This is a genomic window from Cyclobacterium sp. SOCE241, assembly GCF_056867545.1.
Window position 1 is genome coordinate 141077 of record NZ_CP149779.1, and the last position, 18450, is coordinate 159526.

At 36.9% G+C, this 18450-nt stretch carries 16 protein-coding genes; 9 read left to right on the forward strand and 7 right to left on the reverse strand.

What is annotated here, in order from left to right:
• Positions 1-16 precede the first annotated feature (16 nt).
• The 5 genes from WG932_RS00665 (at position 17) to WG932_RS00685 (ending at position 5160) form a co-directional block, all read left to right on the forward strand.
• Positions 17-553, forward strand: coding sequence for a hypothetical protein (locus WG932_RS00665; RefSeq protein ID WP_483086561.1), 537 nt, complete (start codon positions 17-19; stop codon positions 551-553).
• A gap of 680 nt (positions 554-1233) precedes the next feature.
• Positions 1234-1935, forward strand: a complete 702-nt coding sequence (locus WG932_RS00670) for a hypothetical protein (RefSeq protein WP_483086562.1) — start codon at positions 1234-1236, stop codon at positions 1933-1935.
• A gap of 725 nt (positions 1936-2660) precedes the next feature.
• Positions 2661-2915 carry a hypothetical protein gene (locus WG932_RS00675; RefSeq protein WP_483086563.1) on the forward strand — a complete coding sequence of 85 codons (255 nt, stop codon included), beginning with the start codon at positions 2661-2663 and terminating at the stop codon, positions 2913-2915.
• Between the two features lie 14 nt (positions 2916-2929).
• The gene (locus tag WG932_RS00680; RefSeq protein WP_483086564.1) at positions 2930-3616 is read left to right on the forward strand and encodes a Fic family protein; all 687 of its coding nucleotides are present in this window, start codon (positions 2930-2932) and stop codon (positions 3614-3616) included.
• A 623-nt stretch (positions 3617-4239) separates the two neighbouring features.
• On the forward strand, positions 4240-5160 hold the full coding sequence (locus WG932_RS00685; protein WP_483086565.1) for a hypothetical protein: 921 nt from the start codon (positions 4240-4242) through the stop codon (positions 5158-5160).
• 360 nt (positions 5161-5520) lie between these two features.
• Here the strand turns inward: WG932_RS00685 and WG932_RS00690 are convergent, their stop codons facing one another.
• Positions 5521-6351, reverse strand: a complete 831-nt coding sequence (locus tag WG932_RS00690) for a phytanoyl-CoA dioxygenase family protein (protein WP_483086566.1) — start codon at positions 6349-6351, stop codon at positions 5521-5523.
• A 460-nt stretch (positions 6352-6811) separates the two neighbouring features.
• Between WG932_RS00690 and WG932_RS00695 the strand changes: the two genes are divergently transcribed.
• The 4 genes from WG932_RS00695 (at position 6812) to WG932_RS00710 (ending at position 10418) form a co-directional block, all read left to right on the forward strand.
• Positions 6812-7300 (forward strand): acetyltransferase, encoded by a 489-nt coding sequence (locus WG932_RS00695; RefSeq protein WP_483086567.1) that lies wholly within the window; start codon positions 6812-6814, stop codon positions 7298-7300.
• Between the two features lie 446 nt (positions 7301-7746).
• Positions 7747-8424, forward strand: a complete 678-nt coding sequence (locus WG932_RS00700) for a serine hydrolase domain-containing protein (protein WP_483086568.1) — start codon at positions 7747-7749, stop codon at positions 8422-8424.
• Between the two features lie 22 nt (positions 8425-8446).
• Entirely contained in the window at positions 8447-8776 is a 330-nt protein-coding gene (locus WG932_RS00705; protein WP_483086569.1) for a hypothetical protein, read from the forward strand.
• A 502-nt stretch (positions 8777-9278) separates the two neighbouring features.
• A complete protein-coding gene (locus tag WG932_RS00710) occupies positions 9279-10418 on the forward strand; it encodes a PKD domain-containing protein (protein WP_483086570.1) in 1140 nt (379 codons plus the stop codon).
• 1391 nt (positions 10419-11809) lie between these two features.
• Here the strand turns inward: WG932_RS00710 and WG932_RS00715 are convergent.
• The 6 genes from WG932_RS00715 to WG932_RS00740 form a co-directional block, all read right to left on the reverse strand.
• A complete protein-coding gene (locus tag WG932_RS00715) occupies positions 11810-12253 on the reverse strand; it encodes a hypothetical protein (protein ID WP_149394768.1) in 444 nt (147 codons plus the stop codon).
• 37 nt (positions 12254-12290) lie between these two features.
• On the reverse strand, positions 12291-12755 hold the full coding sequence (locus WG932_RS00720) for a RagB/SusD family nutrient uptake outer membrane protein (RefSeq protein WP_483086571.1): 465 nt from the start codon (positions 12753-12755) through the stop codon (positions 12291-12293).
• Complete coding sequence (locus tag WG932_RS00725; protein WP_483086572.1) at positions 12725-13024, reverse strand: hypothetical protein; 300 nt, start codon at positions 13022-13024, stop codon at positions 12725-12727. Before WG932_RS00725 ends, WG932_RS00720 begins: the two co-directional genes overlap by 31 nt.
• On the reverse strand, positions 13006-13896 hold the full coding sequence (locus WG932_RS00730) for a RagB/SusD family nutrient uptake outer membrane protein (RefSeq protein WP_483086573.1): 891 nt from the start codon (positions 13894-13896) through the stop codon (positions 13006-13008). Before WG932_RS00730 ends, WG932_RS00725 begins: the two co-directional genes overlap by 19 nt.
• 19 nt (positions 13897-13915) lie before the next feature.
• On the reverse strand, positions 13916-17314 hold the full coding sequence (locus tag WG932_RS00735; RefSeq protein ID WP_483086574.1) for a SusC/RagA family TonB-linked outer membrane protein: 3399 nt from the start codon (positions 17312-17314) through the stop codon (positions 13916-13918).
• Between the two features lie 264 nt (positions 17315-17578).
• A complete protein-coding gene (locus tag WG932_RS00740; protein WP_483086575.1) occupies positions 17579-17809 on the reverse strand; it encodes a hypothetical protein in 231 nt (76 codons plus the stop codon).
• Between the last annotated feature and the right edge of the window lie 641 nt (positions 17810-18450).

Consider the following 18450-nt stretch of genomic DNA (forward strand, 5'->3'; position numbering starts at 1 on the left):
AAAATACGCAGCAGCTATGTTTAGATTCATCACCAGAATTTTCAATAAGAGTTACTACGAAAAGTTTATTCAAATACTTGAGAAACAATCGGGAATACCTCAAAGCGCTTCGGACTGGAGAATCAGAGCGATTACATGTGAAGAACTGATTAAAAAATTAAGCAACGATAAGAAGAAAATAGAAGCACTTTATAGAATAAAACAGGAGAGCGATGAAAAAGCAAAACAAATTGAAGGTCGTGACAAAACTGAATATTTGTCAGAATTCTCAGGTAAAGAAGGGCACGACAAATATATCCAAGTTGGTGGGAGAGATTTCGCTCTAGAAATCTGGTTTCACAGAAACAAGAGCAAAATTACTGTGATAACCGATAGAGGTTCCGTGGATTATAATATGATTGGTGGAAATCCAGGGAAATGGTATCAACATAATCTTGAAGGGGTAAATTACGAAATAACATTAGGCACGGAATCCCCTGAACAAATTTTAATCAGTATAGATGATGGCAAAGAATATGATTCGTTTACCATTGATCTACTGCCAAAAGCCTAGTTTGTATCTATTCAATACGGACATAATAAAATAATTATGCCAACATCGGGTATAAGCAAGCGGGGGAGATACTTCTAAATCAAACATTAATCCTTTAAACAAAATTTTGTCTTGGCAGACAGATAAGCAGGTTTAAAATCCCGCCTGCCCTACCCATGGAACGTTAGCCTGCCCCAAAACTGTGGTAATTCAGCAGGTGTAATCCTACCTAAATAATTTGCTGTCTCATTAAAAGATCTCCCGACAGTTAAATTCGTGAGGGTTTCGCTGAAGCTCGGTATGCTCAAATGTACAAGTAAAATACATAAGCGTGAACCCAGGAGCAGCTTTGAAAAGTGTATCTGTAGATGAGGGGCGTTTTGATTCCGGTTTTTCGGGAAAACCCTGAAATGTTGTATGGATTAATAGCAATTTGAAGTGCATAGTCTACGGAGTAATAGGGGAGGGGTGGTTATAGATGGATTATACTTATGCTGGGTAGATTCATGTTGAAAGCAAATAGAAGGCTATCGGTAAGCTCTATGATGGAAAACCTCATTGCCTATTTTGTGTTTAATAGGTTATGGTTTGATGAAGGGTTGCTGATTCTTTACTGCTTATTATTATCTTTATAGGTAATTAAATAGGGTAGGCTATCAGGCTCAACTCTCCTGTGAAATTTTCCCAAACTAGACGTTTTTATGGAGATAATCAACAATTTGTTTCAAAACTCATATTTTCAAAATATTTTTAGTGGAGTTATAGGTGGCTTAATTGTACTTTTTGTTCAGAAATTAACCGAAAAGAAAGAAAAGGAGAAAGAGAAACTTGAACAAGAAAAAATAAAAGTTGAGAATTCAATTGTTGGCAAAAAAGATTTGAAAATTCTTAGTCAAGATTTTCTATATCAATATGAACCTGGAAAAATAACCATTGACAAATTAATTGAAGATTTTGGTCAACCACAAAGAAAACATCAATTAAACGAATACGAAAATTACATATTTGAATTTCAAAATGCTAAGCTTGAAGTTATATCTAGTAAAGGATATAGCAATGTTGTTGCATTAACTGTTTTTTCAAAATTAGATAATAATCATCCTATTAATTGTAGATTGTCATTTGAAGAAGATGATGAAATTTTAGGAAAAGCCAAAATTTCAGAAGTTATTATAGAAAATCACCACAAGTTTGAATCTTATAATACTCAGTTAGGTTTTGAAACAATAATTGGAACTACAAATGCTTATAGACAAACAAAATATTTAAAATATTATTATCTAATTGGTGGTAACTTTACAAATATTGAAGAAACAAAAGATGAAATAATAAATCAAGTTTGTGTGACAGAAATAGATGATATATATTCATTTTTTAGTTTTTACGATACTTTTTATAATTAAAACTGCACACATAACACGAGTTTGCGTCAGGCGGGCTGACGTGCATACTTGAAGTTTTGTGCTTCTAATGAATACAAGTAATAAATTGAAAGTTTGTGCTCCGAAACCCGCCCGAACGCAAAACCCCAAAACGTTGGTGCGCCACGAAGTGGCATTTATCCAGTAGGTGTAAATCCTACCAGGGCAATTGACTGATCACCCTGAAGAAAAGCGGACAGTAAATTTCGTGAGGGTTTCGCTGAAGCTCGGTATGCTCAAATGTGCAAGCCGTAATGCGTAAGCGTGAACCCAGAGTACCTTTGAGAAGTAAATTTATAGATGGGGAGCGTTTTGATCCCGGTTTTCGGGGAAACCCTGGAATATGACATGGATTAACAGCAATGCGAAGTGCAATGGTCTACCGGAGTCATAGAGGTGGGGTAGTTTTAGATGGATTATACCTATGTTGGGTAAATTCATGTGAAAAGCAAATAAAGAAGGCTATTGGTAAGCCGTATGAGGGAAAGCTTTATAGCTTTCCCTGTGTTTAACGGAATACAATTTGATAAAGGAGACACTGATGGTTTACTGCTTATTATTATTATTGGTACTAATGATTTAGGTTATTAGGCTTTACTCAACGGCTTTTGTCTTTCACAAAATACAACAATTTGAAAATTGTAGAAATATTAAAGGCTATTGCCTATCTTTGATACTATCAAATGATACTATCATGATTGTATGGAATGAAACCACCTTATACTATAACGGGTAAAATTTTAAAGCTTGTTGCTTTAATTTCAGAGAAGATAGGCGAGGTAAACGCTGCTCATTTGAGTAAACCTCCAACCGAACTAAGGAAGAAAAACAGAATTAAAACAATTCACTCTTCTCTTGAAATAGAGGGAAACACGCTGACCATTGAACAAATTACTGCAATTGTTGAAAACAGAAGGGTGATTGGACCCAAGAAGGACATTCTGGAAGTAAAAATGCCATAGTAGTATATGACTATTTGGATAACTTAAACCCCAATAGTTTCGCGTCTTTTTGTGAGGCCCATGGATTATTAATGAATGGCCTAATTGAATCTGCTGGACAACTCCGTAGTAAATCTGTTGGAATAGTTAAGGGGTCAGAAATTGCGCATATTGCTCCACAAAGTGGAATGCTTAAACCCTTAATGAATGATTTATTTGATTATCTTAAGAATGATGATGATTTAATTTTAATCAAAAGTTGTGTGTTTCATTATGAAATGGAATTTATACACCCCTTTATAGACGGTAACGGAAGGATGGGACGACTATGGCAAACCCTAATTTTAAAAAAATACCACCCCGTTTTTGAGTTTTTGCCCATAGAAACCTTAATAATGGAACGTCAGGAAAATTATTATGAGGCTTTAAGGAAATCTGATAATTCCGGAAAATCAACCCTATTCATTGAATTTATGCTTGAAATTATTCATGAATCATTTGAAGAATTACTAAATATACAGAATGTAAGCCTCAAAAATATTGACAGAATCAACCTGTTCAAATCAATAATAAAGGAAGGTTACTTTTCCCGAAAGGATTACCTAAAGAATTTTAGAGAAATATCATCAGCAACTGCAAGTCGTGATTTAAAGTTTGCATTTGAAAATGGAATGGTTGAGAAAATCGGAGACAAAAACTCCACAAGATATAAATTCAAATAAAAAAAGCCTAAGAACGTACAATAATTATAGACGAAACAGCAGTAAGTTCAAGGGTTGTAGTTTTATGGCTTGAAAGTTTGTAGGACGTTATCGGCTACTATTCTTCTACTAAACGTTAGCCTGCCACGAAGCTGTGACAGTCCAGTAGGTGTAAATCTTACCTAAATAATTTGCTGTTCATTTAGAAGAGCTTCACTCGTGAGGGTTTCGCTAAAGCTCGGTATGCTCAAATGTGCAAGCCGTAATGCGTAAGCGTAAACCCATAGTAGTTAATGTAGAAGTGTATCCTATTGATGGGGAGCGTTTTGATCCCGATTTTTAGGGAAAACCCAGGGATATTGCATGCAGGATTAACAGCAATGTGAAGTGTAATGGTCTACCGGAGTCATAGGGGTGGCGTGGTTATAGATGGATTATACCTATGCTTGGTAGATTCATTTGAAAAGCAAGTAAAGAAAGCTATCTGTGAGCCGTATGAGGGGAAATTTCACTGCCTGCCCCATTTTGTCGGGGTACGGTTTAATGAAGGGTTGCTGATTCTTTACTGCTTATTATTATCTTTATAGGTAATTAAATAGGGTCGGCTATCAGGCTCTACTCTATGCAACAATTAAGACAGAACTATGAGAAAACTAATTTTAAAAAATCTGATTATAATTTTACTATGTTGTTTAACAACCCAATTGCAAGGTCAAGAATCTTGGATTGACACTTCTATTTATAGTGGATTAATAGAATTGAAAACAGATTACTCTTTTAAAACCTTGGTTTCGGATGATTCAATTAAGACCACATCGGAAACCCTTAAGAACCTTAACAATGCTAAACTGTATTTTGACGAAATTTTTAAAACTGATTTAGATTTTGCTGTCCTATTCATAGCAAATAGAGAATGGAATAAATATGCTTATTTTCCACCACCTGGTTTACCTCAAGCTGGAACAGGAAATGTAATACTCGGACTGGATAAATCAATAGTTTCAATGGGAGTGGAAAAAATGATTTCCCAACTACCTGAACAATATTTGACTTCATTAAAGACTGTTTACGGAGAGAATATAGATTTAGACCTCTTTTATCGAGAGACATTATCAATTCACGAATTAGCCCATCTCTATCATTTTAAAGAAGGAACTAAACCTCAAAGAAAGTGGTTACAAGAATTATTTGCCACAATGAGTATGTATTCTTTCATAAAAGAAAAATCAAACTTTTCTTACCAATTGATGAATACCTATCCTGAATTTGTAATACAATCTGGAGATAGAATGGCTGAATTTAAAACACTCAAAGACTTTGAAGAAAAATATGTTCAGAAACTAACACCTCAAAACTACGAATGGTTTCAAATGCAACTCTATCAAAACGCAAAGTCAATAATTGATTCAAATAAAAGTGACATTTTAATAAAGCTTCAAAAGTTTTTAATAAATACGGACTTAAGTAAAACAAAACTTCTTACTGAATCGGAATTATCAACTCGATTAGAAAAAGAAGTTGGAAAAGAAGTAGCTGATATTTTAGATAACTGGAAATATAAATAACTGTTGCCAATAACTAAGTATTCTGACGGCTGGAACCCTTCGACTTCGCTCAGGGGCCGTGCTCATGGACCAGTACAGGGTGTGGGGAACTTGGTTTACATTGGGGAATGGTTTTCCCTGTTTTATTTTTTAATGGTTGGAGAATGAGAAAGTTAGGTAATTATAGGTTTTTCCTTTACGTTTTTTTTTTGGAGGCTGAAGCCACTTTTATGATGTTTTAATCGTGATTATTAGGTGGTTTTTCCCTTTTGGACATAGCTGTCCCATTAAGCTGACTGGCGCTTTTTCTTTTGCTTTCTTATTTTATTAAACCAATTGGCTGGTGGCCCCTGTTGGTTAATATAGGCCAGTGTATGCTTTCTAATCTATTCCTAAGTGAATAGCCCTTTCAACGGGAGAATAGCCGATATCAGAATCTAAAATAGACAATTCGCCCTTTAACAACAAAGGCGGTTGTGCCATAAATTTAGGAGTACTTCCTCTATGTGGTTGAGCTGAATGGACTACAAACGGATGACATAAGTAAACTGTACCTGCTTTACCAGTTGCATAAACTTCTTTTCTTTTTGGCAACTCGTCCAATTTGTCTGCAAGTTCCATAAAAGAAAGTCCTAAATCTCCTTCTTTAGACAGTACCTTTGCAACATCAATATGTGAACCTTCATAAATAACTGTTGGAGCATCATTTTCCCTGACATCAGAATAAAGAATCAACATCAATAACGCTCTTCCTTTCGATTTGACATTGACACGCCATTCAAGAATATTATTTGGGTCATTTCCCGGAAAACTTGCATCTACGTGTTTTCCCGTATCGCTAGGTTGCTGATTAGATGGAAATCTGACAGGAAATGTTCCTACATTCCGACAAGGAATCCATTTGTCTTTACCAATTAACTGATTAAATGCATTATGCAACTTTGGAGTGTTTATGGAACTGACAAAAGGTTCATTTGTGTACATTCCCAAACGAATTACAGGCTCAACCCAGGTTGAAGGATTTGACCTGTCACAAGGAAGGTCCTTCCAAAGAATTTCTAAAGCAGCATCTGCTATTTCCTTGGAAAATGAATTATCAAGACGAACAAAACCGTTATAAATAAAATGCTCTATTTCCTTTTTACTTAGTATATCTGACATATATTTTTGTTTATATAACCAACCCCAGGCAACAATAAATACTGTCGTCAATATACTTGGTTATAGGGTTATTAATAAAATGAGTGAATAATAAAAAAAGTACGCTTTGTATAAATAAAGCGCATTGCTTAAAGAACTAAGCTCGAAAGGAATATTATAGCATTACAGTTATTCTCATAGCGATAAAATTAAAAAAAATATTTCTAAATCAACAAAACAAAGAAGGGTATCCACATAACATTGTATAAGCGTAATGTGGGCAGATTGGCTAAAATTGAGTATTTTGGTTTCCAGTAAAGTTTAGTATAAGCAGAAAGTGAATCGCTATTAAAACTGCGTTACGCTTATACTAGACCGTTAGTGTACCACGAAGCTATGGTAATCCAGTAGGTGTAAATCCTACCTAAATAATTTGTTTTTTATTTAGAAGAACTCCCGACAGTTAAATTCGTGAGGGTTTCGCTGAAGCTCGGTATGCTCAAATGTGAAAGCTGGCTGTAATTAAAACAAAATGAACGCAATAGATAATATTAGTAAAGAAGAATATAAAGAAGTCGTAGAAATTTGGGAGGCCTCTGTTCGAGCGACACACGATTTTCTAAAAGAGGAAGATATTGAATATTTTAAACCACTAATTTTAAATACCTATTTAGATGCAGTTGAATTAAAATGTATTAGGAATAATGACAGAAAAATAGTAGGTTTTCTTGGCGTGGCTGACCAAAACCTAGAAATGTTATTTATTGATCCTGACTTTAGAGGAAAAGGAATAGGAAAAGCGCTATTAAATTATTCAATACACAAGTTGAACGTGAGAAAAGTTGATGTAAATGAACAAAATGAACAAGCTGTCGGGTTTTACAAGCATTTCGGGTTTGAAGTTATTAAACGTTCTGATTTAGATTCATCCGGAAAACCTTTTCCAACTTTACATATGGAATTAAAAAAACTACCTCCAAGAACGTGGATAGTTAATTGCTTGGTTCTAGCCTATTTATGAAAATCCTCGCGAATTTTCTATACGGTTTTATTTGCAAGCTTTAACCCGAAATAAGTAATAGATAATCTATTAGGTGCTGAGCGTTAAAACCCATAAGCATGAATCTTTATAAGCTTCGAGTAGTGTATCTGAAAGTGGGGAGTTTTTTGATCTCGGTTTTTGGGGAAAACACTAGTATTCCCCTTCTACTTGCTCAAGGTCCACTCAGGTCCCTTAAAAAAGGTATATAGCGGGATTGGTTTCCCTCTTTCGATTTTATTGATAATTAAAGCCATTTTCAATAAAAATGTGATCTTTCCCTTCGGTTTTTTGCCCGAAACACTTATTTTGATAAATATTAGCCCTAAGTGGTTGATAACATTGTCAATATAAACGAAATGCCAAGATTAAATATACCAATCTAGAATGGTTGCGGTTGATTAAGAAAACTGTCATTCATGTAAATTATGACTCAAAAGAAGACCTTAATAATTAGAATCATTTTGTTCGGTGGAACGGCAATTTCCTTGTTTTTTGTGCCATGGATTTTAGTTAAAGCCTGGATTTTACCTCTTCCTGATACGATTCAAGGACAAGTAGAGGAAGCGCTAGGCCATGGTTTTGATGGCATGATTGTTTACGTGGACCAAGCAGGAAAATCACCGAAACATTATACTGGTGGTTGGAAAGATAGAGAAAATAAGATACCAGCTGACCCAAATTCATTGTTTAAAATTGCAAGTATTAGCAAGTTATATACCGCTGTAGCAGCTACTAAATTGGTCAAAGAACAGCGTTTGTCTTTTGATAAATCACTCGCTGATTATCTTCCTGAACTTATAGGTAGAATTGAAAATGCTGAAGAAATTACCTTGAGGATGATGATCCAACACCGTTCCGGTATTCCAAATTTCACAGATAATCCAGCGTATTGGGAAAACGAACAAGAAAATGGCAATAATGCTTTGGATTTTGCTCTCGACCTACCTGCTAGTTTTAAACCCAATGAGGGATATGAATATTCCAACACGAATTATTTATTGCTTCGGAGGATTATAGATGATGTTTTGGGGTATAGCCACAATAAGTATATCAAAGAGGAAATATTGATTCCACTTGAGCTTAAAAACACTTTTTTCGATTAATGAAGTCGATTTAGATGATGTTATGAGTGGGTATTATGTTGGGTATGAAGAAGATTTCAAAGCACGTGACTATGGGATGTTGGCTACAGCAAAAGATGTGGGTATATTTTTGAGAGCCTTAAACGATGGTTCGGTATTTGACGAAGGAGAAAAGGAAATCTATCCTTATGAATACAATCATGGAGGATTGGTGGTTGGCTATCAAAGCCTTGCAGAATACCACAAAGATATCGATGCGGTAGTGGTTCAATTTATCAATACCACAGATTTTAATGGTTATGAGTGGAATTTATCTGAAATTACAATTAATCGAATCGTAAAAATCATTAGAAAGAATAACGAGATACAATAACCAAGCCTTTTAACGGTACGAATCCATGACAACCTTTGACTCTTTGACCCTTCGACAGGCTCAGAAACCACCGGCTCAGGATCCGGTTTTCGGTATTGGGTCCAGCTCATAGTATCGGGAATATGGGTTACTATGTGGAAAGATTTTCCCTCTTTTACTTTTTTAGATGATTAAAGCCACTTTTCCGATGGTTTAAGGTTGATTTTTGGACTGTTTATACCATTTGGACTAAGCTATTTGATCCTTACTTTTTTGATTCAATACCTTTTTACAAGCCAATCAGATCTAACTGGATCGACAAACTATTGGCAATTCCAATAAAAAATGTGGACACTCCCTAGATTCTTTGACCGAAATACTTAATTTGATAAATAATAGACCTAAGTGGTTGAAAGCATAGGTTATGTATACGCAACGCATTAGCAACCCATATAAATGATTGGTAAAAAAAGATAAATAAATATTCTTATGCATTTTAAATGTTTTTGGTAAATGAACAACAATGACCGAACTGAAAATTTGTCTGTTAGCTATATTGGCCATTTTTTGTACTTCTTCGGTGAAGTCGCAAAATGAATCCTCGAATGAGACCTCCGGAAATGAAATACTTTTCAAAATTTTTCAGTTTCCTAAAGATCAGATGCCACGTATCGATGGGAAATCCGATGACTGGGAAATAGTACCAAGTTCATATGAATATGGCAATGAAATGTTGAAAGATACAGAGGATGGATTGGGAAATGCTATTGATCATACCAATGATTTGGATGTAAGCGTCAAAGTAGGTTGGGTAGAGGGTTTGAACAGGTTATACTTTTTGTATGAAGCTACTGATGATTTTTGGGATTTTGGGAGGTTTAGTAACAAGGGTTACCTCAATGATATTTTCGAAATAGTGGTTGATGGCGACCTTTCCGGTGGTCCTTTTATTTATAACCCGGTTTATACTAAAGAAGACCTGAAGTGGGATAGCCAAACGGAAGCCTATTTAGAAAATCATTTTACATTCAGTGGTGTCCACGCTCAGAATTACCATATCTATACACCGCCTGTTAATAACGCATGGGTTTTGATTTGGGGAAATCAACATTGGATAGGTGATTTTCCTCAATCCAATTATGCTTATGATTACAACTTTGAACCTGGGGAGGAAGGGAAACTCGTTTTGGAGTTTTGGGTTACTCCTTATGATTATGCCCCTTTTGAAGGTCCTCAAAAGGCCATTGAATCGGAACTCATCCAAGGGGAGAGCATTGGACTCTCCTGGTCAATATTGGATTTTGATGGTGGGGAAAGAGAGGGACATTTTAACTTATCCCATGATACGCGCATGGTAAAAGATGCAAGCTACCTGCGCAAGTTTAAATTGATGCCCATAGAGAGTGAATTAAAGGATTTGCTCAAGGCAGACTGGTCCTTTGAAGTAATAGATATGGAAAACAAGCGTGTGTCCTTCAGAGATGAATCACAAGGTGAGATTTTAAAATGGGAATGGGATTTTGGGGATGGTAATTACTCGAATCAACAAAATCCCATCTATGAATTTAAAGAAAAAGGAATTCACAAAGTAGTGACATTAACCGTAGAAGGTCCGGCTGGTAAATCTAAGCACACGAAGTACTGGGAAGTAATGATTAGGTAAAAATTGTTTTGCAGCAAGGGGCCACTGGCATTAGCGAAAAGCCGGTTTCACTATTGAGCTTACTATAGGCTAATGCCCTAAAACCCCAACTCAATAATACCCCGGGTCGCATCTCCTGCGTCGACTTACCCGGGGCTACCAAGATTACACTCCGCTGGAGTGCTGGATTGGATTGTCAAATTGGTTTCTGTATTTTTAAAATGATAGGTTTCGGAATGACGGATTATTTATTAAACCACATGGGGTTAAGGTCTTATAGAAAATTAAAATCCGCCTTGTAGATTTTCGGGGTTAAGAAATTTAAGATGAGAAGGCAAGGGCACAGGCACTGTTTGACGAAGTTTTTGGTTTAGTAATCATTAAAAAAGCAATAAAACAATAATACCAAAAACAAGGAGATTGCCTGTGTGCGGGAGGCTTTAAATTTTAGCCGAAAAGATACTTAGCGGTGGGGTTTTTCCTGACTTGCTCCGCTTCAGGACAGGTTGCTTACTTTTTGACCACTGAGTTACTTCGTTTCAGGGCAAGCCTATAGCAAAAAAGTAAAAATGGTCATAACCAATTACTTGGTATAGTAGGAACAGAAATTTGAGCTTACTATAGGCTATGCCCTAAAACCCCAACTTAATAATACCCTGGGTCGCATCTCCTGCGTCGACTTACCCGGGGCTTCCAAGATTACACTCCGCTGGAGTGCTGGATTGGATTGTCAAATTGGTTTCTGTATTTTTAAAATGATAGGTTTTGGAATGACGGATTATTTATTAAACCACTTGGGGTTAAGGTCTTATAGAAAATTAAAATTCGCCTTGTAGATTTTCGGGGTTAAGAAATTTAAGATGAGAAGGCAAGGGCACAGGCACTGTTTGACGAAGTTTTTGGTTTAGTAATCATTAAAAAAGCAATAAAACAATAATACCAAAAACAAGGAGTTTGCCTGTGTGCGGGAGGCCTTAAATTTTAGCCGAAAAGATACTTAGCGGTGGGGTTTTCCTGACTTGCTCCGCTTCAGGACAGGTTGCTTACTTTTTGACCACTGAGTTACTTCGTTTCAGGGCAAGCCTATAGCAAAAAAGTAAAAATGGTCATAACCAATTACTTGGTATAGTAGAAATAGAAATGCTTTATTACATTGAACTGCTTGTAAAAATTATATATTTAACGGAAAGTAAAGTGTTCATTTCTTTTCTCCTGAGTTGCTCCACTTCAGGGCAGGACCAATACGAAAAAAGAGATCCTGCCAATTTTTGGCAGGATCTCATTGGTAACTCACCTAGTGTTATCAGCCTTTGCCTCTCATGACGATCTATTCACCATCAATATTTCGCTGACCAATAAGCCTTTTTTTCTAGGGGCAAGGAGTTCATTAAAACATAAATTGAATTAATGATCTATGGTTCAAGCGTGATCGAGATGATCCCTGAATCGGTATCTCCGGAAAAAACTATAGTAACCACATCACCTACATTATTCAAACCAGCTTCCTCCTTTGTATAGGTGACGGAAGTGGTGAAATCACCGCCAACCGTTACTTCTTTTAAAGATCCCTCCAAAGGCAATAACTGTAAAGCCCCTTCCGGATCCCATGAGGGTACTTGGTTTTTTAATACCTCTGCTTTCATCACATCTCCCGGTTTTGCATTTGGAAAGTAGGCATTAACTGTAAAATCAGGATCTGATGCTGTCACACCGGATGATGTGACTTCAGAAATATCAGTAAAGATTACCTCTCCATTTTCATCATAAGGGATGTCAAAGTAGGGTTGCTCTGTACACCCCATCATTAGTACAAATGACACAATGAATGATATCGACAATATATTTTTAGTTTTCATATTTATTCAACTTTTTGATTACATGAACTCCTCAAGACTAATTTGTTTGCGTTGGCAAATACCCAAAATTCTGCTGAATAACCCCATTGTTGTTCATTTCATCTCCAGGTATTGGAGATAATAAATGCTGGGGGGTAAAAGCAAAGTTGAATATTTTAGCTTGGTGACCAATGAAGTTGTCAATGCTTGAGATTTCATTATCTCCATACACAATACACCTTCTTGTACGTCGCTGATCCCAAAGCATTTTGTTTTCAAATACCAACTCCCAGGCCCGTTCACTGAGTATTTCTTTCAATGTAATTGTTGCGCCATTTAGAGGTGCTAAACCTGCTCTTAGCCTTACTTCATTTATTCCTTTTTCTATTTCTGCGGGACTTTCCCCCAATGCCCAGTTTACTTCTGAAAGCATTAACAATATATCAGCATACCTGTAATGTGACCAATTCAGTCCGGATCCATTCACTGACTTTACGGCTGCTGCATCGTAGTATTTGAACAAGTGAGGTTGAAACCGAATTGTGTCGGATTCATCATCAATGTTCGTATCCCAAGTAAAAACATCGCTCTTTCCATGGCACGTTTGTCATTGGTGCCATAGGAATCATAATAATGCTGAGCTGGAACAAAGGAACCGTTCTCATCAGATTTCGATATTTTAGTCAATAATGGTAAAGAAGGTTGTAATATGCCATTATTATAACCTGGCTGGGTGGAATATTGTACTTGAAATATTGCCTCTCCATTATTATTCATGGCCGGGTCATGCAAATCATCATAAGTACCCAGAACATAATTACCGTAAAGCGCGTCAAGCTGGGTTTTTGCTTTTGCAAAAATGCCGTCGCACTGCCACCGCTCACAGGATATTCCTGCATGGCCCAAGATCCTTCTCTACACCAATCTTTACTAGGATCAGTCTCTACCTCCTGGTATGGATATCCGGAAACTGTAAGGTATACATCCGCTAAAATGGCTCTGACAACATCCTGTGTTACTCGTCCATTGGTTGATTTACCGGCAGGGACCGCATTTAGTGCAAATTCAAGATCAGGGATAATTACCTCATCGTAAATCTGCTTGAGACTGGTTCGAGGTAATGCTGCTTCATTTACATTGTCAAGCGGTGCGGTGATCATCACTGCATCGCCCCAGTACCGAACTATATTGAAATAATAGAATGCACGTAAGGCACGAACTTCTCCCTGATATTGAGCCATTAAAGCTTGGGGTAGGTCGACAGAAGGGAGCAAATCCAGTGCAAGGTTAGCATCCTGAACTCCGGCATACCAATTGGCCCACTGATTATTGAAATTATCCAATAGGTTACCTGTAACCTGATTGGTAGCATATTTATCAAACTGGGCATGTGGTTCACTTGTAAATGCCCCACCTGTAGGGAACTCTAAGGTATTGGGCAAAATATTTCCCCAATCTCTAGCACCACCTGTCCAGGAAGACAGCATTCTGTATGCACCAATAGCCAAAGGTTCTCCGAATTCTCTAGCCGTCAGATCCCCCTGAGCGGTAAGTTGATTGGTCGGTACTTCCTCCAAAAACTCCTCGCAACTACTTAGGGTAATAAAGCATACCAATAAGAAAATTGCGGGTCTTATCACGATATAATTATTGTTGTATTTCATATTATTAGCTCTTTTTAGATTAGAAATTAACATTAACTCCTAAAATGAAATTTGTAGGATTAGGATATTGATATTTATCAATATTCTGAATATTAGATCGCCCTTTATCCAACGAACTACCTTCAGGATCATACCCTTCCATCTCTATAGCCGTTAACAGGAAGAAGTTCTCCATTGAGTAATAAACCCGCAAATTATCAATACCTGCCAATTCAGAAAATGTATAGCCTATCGAAGCTGCTTGGCCTCTGATAAATGCTGCATTGTAAATTTCATGGGTATCCGTAAAAGAATCGTAACGTGCACCGGCATTACCCGCTCTAACCTGGGCTACTATCGTGCCCTCCTGATGGTCCGGACGCCAAGCGTCTAGAACCCTGTTTACCATACCTGATACAAATTGCCGGTCTTCAGCAGACTCATGCACGATGGCTTTGTCTACCCCGCCAACAAATTGTATCGTAATGTTCGCATCAAAATTTCCATAAGTGAATGAATTGATAAATCCACCGTAAACTCTAGGATAGGAATTCCCAATAATATTACCATCGGAAATCAGCTCGATTTTTCCGTCTTGATTTACATCTTCAAACTTCAGGTCACCGGGCACCCTACCATAGCGCGCAGCCAAAGCCGCTTCTTGGGTACTATATACACCCATACGGTTAAGCCCAAAGAAAGAACCTATTGGTTCGCCAACTCTATATACTGAAGTAGCGTTTCCTGCCCCGGTATCAACGAAAACGTCGGCATTTGTGGGACCAAGTTTCAAAATCTTATTTCGATTGGCAGACAAGGTAAAGCGTGAAGCCCATGTGAAATTTTGCCTTTGAATATTGGTGGTTGCCAATCCGATTTCTACCCCTTTGTTTTCTACTTCTCCTAAGTTTACGAAGGCACTACCGGGTGCACTTGAATTTGGTAATGGAAGATTAAACAACATATCACTTGTAGTTTTATGGTAATAGTCAGCTACGATATTGAACCTATCATTGAACAGGCTAAGGTCTATTCCAACGTCCCACTGAAAAGTTGTTTCCCATTTTAAGTCGGGATTACCCGTAGACCCCGGATAGAATCCTGATCTTAAGCCATCACCAAACATCACATTCGTCGTGTTGATATACCTTTGGGTTACAAAGCTTCCGATTTCCTGGTTACCCGTCTCACCGGCACTGCCTCGGACTTTTAGGTTAGAGATTACCCTGCTATCTTTTAAAAATTCTTCATTGGAAATTGTCCAGCCTAATCCAATAGATGGAAAGAATGAATATTTATTGTTGGGTCCGAACTTTGAAGATCCATCCATACGCCCGGTTGCGGTCAACATGTATTTGCCGTCATAAGCATAATTGACACGCGCAAAATAGGAGTTAAGGGCACTTCTTTGATTAGAAGAAAGGGCTACCGGAGTATTTGCACCTGCACTTAAATTGTTGAAACCATAAAAATTTGATGGAAAATTGGAAGCTTGCGCTTCTAACCAATCCATTTTAGTTTCTTGCCAGGAAAGCCCGAGTACACCGGAAAATGAATGGTTGTCAATTATTTTATCGTAATTAAAATAGTTTTCATTTTGCCAATAAAACCACCTTTGATTGCTTCCCCTGGCATCTGAGCTCCTTGTTCCTTGGAAATCTCCATTAAACCATCTACTGTCCTCACTTCTGTTGTCGATGGCAAAATTAGACTTAAAACTTAAGTTGTCAGTAATTTGCGCGTTTAGAACTATACCTCCTGTCAACTGTTGGTTAAGATAATATCCGTCTCTCTGATCAGTTGTGTACACAATATTTCTCCAATTTTCTCCAACAGGAAAATCCCTTCCCGTACTCCAAGTACCTGCATAGATACCAAATTCAGGATCATCCGGATACTTGGTAGGCAATATTGGCCATGTTTCTGAAACTGTTCTAAGTTGGTCATCACCTCTTGTATTTTTTGCCCTTGAATACAAAATATTTGTACTTACGCCCAACCATTTATTCAATTCGATATCTGTTGTAAATCGGGCATTGGTACGCCTGTAGTAAGATTGCATCAAAAGGCCATCTTGATCCGTATGGCCCAGACCAAATGAGTATTTTGCATCTGCAGTTCCACCACTCACATCAATATAATGGTCTTGTGAAAAGGAATTATCAAAAGCGATATCCTCCCAGTTTGAATAATATCTTGGTTTGTAATAGTTTCCGTCATTCCCAACCAGGTCCATAAAGTATTCTCCTTGGGCAACCTGTTCAAACAAATGCGGCATTTCAGACCAAGAAGCGCCTGTGCCCTGTCCGCCTCTGAAATCCTTTGATTTATCCAGGGTACCATACTTAGGTGTGTTAGTAAACGCTTGCTCATAGAGGTAGAAAAATTGGTCAGCTGTAACCGTATGATTATGTCGCTGCATTGTTCCCAATGTCGCGGAACCATTATAATTAACTTTCACTTTACCAACTTCTCCTCGTTTGGTGGTGATGATGATAACGCCATTTGCTCCTCGGGTACCATAGATCGCAGTGGCTGATGCATCTTTCAGAATATCCATGGTCAAAATATCTTGTGGATTAATGTTTCTCAAAGCATTACTTACTCCAATAATCCCATCGACAACAAATAGTGGGTCACTGTTAGAATTAATTGAGTTTGTACCTCTTATTCGAATGATAGGATTTGAACCCGGATACCCGGCTCCTTGTTTAACTACCTGAACCCCTGAAACCTTGTTTTGCAATGCTTGTCCAATATTGACAACAGGCCTGTCTACGAGCTCCTTTGTGGATACACTGGCAACAGATCCTGTAAGATCACTTCTTCTTTGCGTACCATAACCTATCACCACCACCTCATCGAGGCCGCTGATATCTTCAGTCAGGGTGACATTGATTACTGTTCTAGTGCCTACTGTCTCTTGTACAGATTCGAATCCGATAAATGAAAAGTCCAATATTGCATTCCCATCGGCGACGTCTATCTCATAACGTCCCTCTAAATCAGTGACAGTTCCGTTTTGAGTACCGACAACCCTTACATTTACTCCGGGGATACCCTCAGGATCTGTTTCAGTAGTTACTTTTCCGGTTACCGTAATAAACCTAAGGGAAGGAGTAGCGCTGGATTGTTGTCCTTTTTGAGGTAGGTTTTCCTTTTTAGTAATTACAATACTGTTTTCCTTCTTAAAATATTGTAAATCGGTGCTCGCTAGAAGTAGATCCAGCGTGGTTTTGAGTGTTCTTTCAGACTTATTTAATGTTAGATTTTTGTGTTTTTTGATTTGGTCTACCTTATAAGAGATCCTAAAAGGTGTGCTTTCATTGATCTTTTTGAAGGCGCTTTGCAGTGGCTCGTCTTTTAATTCTATACTGACAAAAACATCTTCAAGATCCGGTAATTGATTGTTGGCCTTAGTAGCTGTAATAGTAATCATTAACAGAAATACTAAAAAGCTGGCTCCAAACGTTTTAAAAGGGATTGCCAATGTTTGACAATTCCTTGGATGAAGTCCACGGTTTTTAAACAGGATACAATTCATCCTAGATAATTGTAATTTCATAGTATTGATTTGGGTTAATTGATAATGACTCAATTTTTGCCTTTTATAAGGCAGCGCTGCTTCGGGTGCAACCGGGGCAGCTTAATTTTGTTTTCTAGATTTTACATAGGCTTTGTTTTTTATAGGTGTTTATTACAATTAAACATAGATATTACCCTTTACTCTGTTGAGAAAATCACATTGAATCCTGGAAAGGACATTATTCAATTCATCTCTCCAATCAAAGTTTGAAGTATAACTACTCCTCATATGGGGATCATTGTCGGCTAATAATTCAATTCCAAAGGAAGGTTTTAGTGTGACAGTAGCCCTGCCAAAAGGGATGGTTTTATAGAATATTTCTTTAGCAAAGCGTATTAAGGGTGTCATTAAAACCTTTGTAAATGTTGAAATACAATAGGTGATCAACCCTATTGTATTGCTATTTGGAAAAATCAAGTGTTTTCCTTCATAACTACCGGCTAAAAAGAAGATAAAGTCTTTCTGGTTGGTCTGTTTAGATCCGCTAAATAAAAAAATAATGATGTCAAATTAGCAAAGAAAAATAAGGATGCCACAATAAAGTTCAACTTCATAATTGTCTTAATTGATTTTGAAGCATTAAAATAAGTAGACTTTTATTCATTGGATTTTAATAAAAATCACTATTAATTAGCAAGCTAGAACCTAATTCAGCAATAGTAAGATTCTGTGGTTCTTGCATTTTTTGTTTTAGAGAATCCTAATAAAAAGGATCATTGAGAATTTTTAAAAGCTCATTTTCTCTAATCGTAATCTGAGTTGGCTAGTTTAATATTGAACAAATGCTTAAATAATGGGTAAGTGTTTAATATTATGGTAGTTTATTTTAAAATGGTTATTAATTAACAAATAATAAGTAATATAAACAAATTAAAACTGTATTCTGTCCTAATAATAATTTAGATTGAATAGATAAGGTTATGAGTCGTTTAAATTGAATTTAAAAAAATGCTTGTATTACATTTTTAGTAGGTTTTTGTGGTCATCCA